Source organism: Chamaesiphon sp. VAR_69_metabat_338 (assembly GCF_031423935.1).
Lineage (GTDB): Bacteria > Cyanobacteriota > Cyanobacteriia > Cyanobacteriales > Chamaesiphonaceae > Chamaesiphon.
In genome coordinates this window covers 1-2,963 of record NZ_JANPGM010000253.1, presented here as the reverse complement: position 1 = coordinate 2,963, position 2,963 = coordinate 1, and the positions used below count along the sequence as shown (strand labels likewise).

The window sequence follows — 2,963 nt, the reverse complement described above, 5'->3', positions numbered from 1 at the left end:
GAAGAAAGTGAGTCAGAAGATTGGAGCGAACATTCAGGAGGAAGGAGACTAGACCAAAAATTATAGAGTATCTAAGCTCTACTATTTTCTCCCCGCTCCGCGCTCCCAACTCCCAACTCCCAACTGATGATAGAGTGTACAGGTGGATTAGCAATAGAGTCGCGGGGAGCTTAGCGTCGGTGAAAATTTTAGTAGTTGGGAATGGTGGTCGAGAACACGCGATCGCCTGGACATTATTGCAATCTCCTCAAGTCACTCAAGTCCTCTGCGTCCCTGGTAACGGCGGTACCGCGCTACTCGATCGCTGTCAAAATCTCTCGTTTAGAATGGATGATTTCGGCGGGATCGCCCGGTTTGCCGAAGTTAACGGGGTATCGCTGGTAGTAGTGGGGCCAGAAATGCCGCTGTCACTAGGGATTACTGACTACTTACAAAATCGCAATATTCCGGTATTTGGCCCCACCCGAGCTGGTGCCCAAATTGAGTCTAGCAAAACTTGGGCTAAGTCCATCATGGAAGAAGCGAGAGTACCGACGCCAAGCTCGGCAACTTTTACAGATGTGAATACTGCCCGCGCCTATATCGAGCAGCAAGGTGCGCCGATTGTAGTGAAGGCTGACGGACTGGCTGCTGGCAAAGGTGTGGTGGTTGCGGAAACTTTACATGACGCGCTGAATGCGGTGGAGCTATTATTTGCCCAGGGTTATGGCACGTTACTGATCGAAGAATACGTAACTGGTCAAGAAATATCTGTCATCGCCCTCACCGATGGTAAAACGATTCGTTCTCTGCTCCCCGCCCAAGATCACAAGCGCATTGGCGATGGCGATACCGGCGCAAATACGGGCGGCATGGGTGCCTATGCGCCAGCACCACTAGCCACCCCTGCGCTGATGAAGCGGATCCAGTCTGAGGTGCTAGAACCCACCCTCGCGACCCTCAAACGCCGACGCATCGACTATCGCGGTGTCTTGTATGCCGGATTGATGATTACACCCAATGGCGATCCCAAAGTATTAGAATTTAATTGTCGCTTTGGCGATCCAGAAACCCAAGCAATCTTGCCGTTACTGACGACGCCGCTAGTAGAATTACTCTTAGCCTGTGTCGAGCAGCGACTAGCCGCTTTACCCCCGATCGAGTGGAAGCCAGCAGTATCAACCTGTGTAACGATCGCCGCTCAAGGCTATCCCGGCAGCTACGAGCGCGGTAAAGTCATTAGTGGGATCGATGCTGCCAAGGCTGATAGTGCGATCGTCTTTCATGCTGGCACCAAAATCGAGCAAAACCGACTAGTTAGCGATGGCGGCAGAGTCTTAAGTGTCACGAGTATCGCCCCCGACTTTGTCACCGCGATCGATCGCGCTTATCAAGGCGTAAGATCGATTAACTTTGAAGGCATGTATTATCGTCAGGATATCGCCCAACGTGCTTTGGGATAGGGGATAGGGGATAGGGGATAGGGAATAGAGCATTTAAATGCAATCATTATCACCTAAGTCCCCCAGTCCCCCAGCCCCTACCCCCTATTCCCTATCCCCTATCCCCTCTTATGCAACGTCGATCCTTTCTATTCACCATTGGTAGTCTGGCATTGGGGACTGGCTTAACTAGTTGTCAGGGTCAAGATCGATCGATGCTGCGATTGTTGGCACTCAAAAACTCGCTGCCACAGCAATTATTGAGTGGCTTTAGCCGATCGTTTGAGTCGAATAAACCTAAAGTTGAATTGGCATTTGAGGGTCAATTTACCGAAATTCTGACTCAGCTTCAAGAATGGTATCAAACGGGAAAAGCCGATGGGAAGGGATTAAAGATTCCGTTCTTACCGCCACCCAAAGATGCGGCATATATTCCTAACTTAGTGAGTGTTAGCGATGCTTGGCTGGCAACTGCAATTGCCAAAAAATCGATCCAACCGATCGAGACTCAGGAGTTAACTAATTGGGGCAAACTGGAAACTCGCTGGCACGAATTAGTCCGACGCGACGCGCTGGGCAATCGCAGTGAAAAGGGTCAAATTTGGGGCGTGCCCTTTCGCTGGGGGACGACAGTAATTCTCTATCGTCGCGACAAGTTGGCAGAGCATAATATTCCGATTCCGCAGGATTGGCAAGATTTGTGGCATCCGCAATTAAGACAGCGAATTTCGCTGTTAGATCGATCGCGTGAAGTTATCGGTTTGACGCTCAAAAAGTTAGGCGAATCCTACAATGCTGAAGATTTAGCTAAAATTACTAATCTGAAATCAGAACTCCAAAAACTACACCAACAAGCTAAGTTTTATGGTGCTGAAAATTATCTCCAACCGCTAGTCATGGGCGATACGTGGGTGGCAGTAGGTTGGTCTTTGGATGCGATCGATCTAATCCAAAAAAATCCCAATATTGGCGCGATCGTTCCGACATCCGGCACGGCAATTTCTGCCGATCTGTGGGTACGCCCAGCATTATCGACTAAGTTGTCATCAGCAGAGCGTCTGGCTGCGAGTAATGCCGATCGACTCAAGCTCGATCGGCAATGGCTCGATTATTGTTTGCAGCCACAATTTAGCAACCAAATCTCACTATACACAGCGGGAGCAGCACCATTGCTAACTAGCCTGAAGACAAGCGAAATTTCCCCAGACATTCAAAAAAATCCCCTAACTTTACCACCTAAATCTGTTTTAGATAAAAGTGAATTTATCTATCCATTAATACCCAGTAGCAAGCAGCAATTCGATCGACTCTGGCAAGAGATTCGGCAAACAAAAGTTGTTTTGACGTGAGTTGTACGTTCGGAGTAAGCCGTGAGGTTTGCAACATTCGATCGAGATCGAATTACAGGGTGCGTTGTCGCATTCTCGTAGCGTCTGCATTTGGAGAAGCATAGCGCACTAAGGAGTAGTAAATCTGGCGTTGCTGAATTTATATATGAAACGCACCTGAAATTTAAGGTAGGGGCAATTCATGAATTGCCCC

General features: G+C 48.9%; 2 protein-coding genes. Both read left to right on the top strand.

Annotated elements, in window-relative coordinates; genetic code table 11:
- Positions 1–179 precede the first annotated feature (179 nt).
- Complete coding sequence (purD, locus tag RMO84_RS07515; RefSeq protein ID WP_310487847.1) at positions 180–1,442, top strand: phosphoribosylamine--glycine ligase; 1,263 nt, start codon at positions 180–182, stop codon at positions 1,440–1,442.
- Between the two features lie 110 nt (positions 1,443–1,552).
- Positions 1,553–2,770: an extracellular solute-binding protein gene (locus tag RMO84_RS07510; protein ID WP_310487846.1), complete on the top strand. Its 1,218-nt coding sequence runs from the start codon at positions 1,553–1,555 to the stop codon at positions 2,768–2,770.
- Positions 2,771–2,963: the final 193 nt, after the last annotated feature.

What these genes read in the sequence shown, in the direction of transcription:
- RMO84_RS07510 (WP_310487846.1), top strand. Translation starts at nt 1,553, where the DNA reads ATGCAACGTCGATCCTTTCTATTCACCATTGGTAGTCTGGCATTGGGG.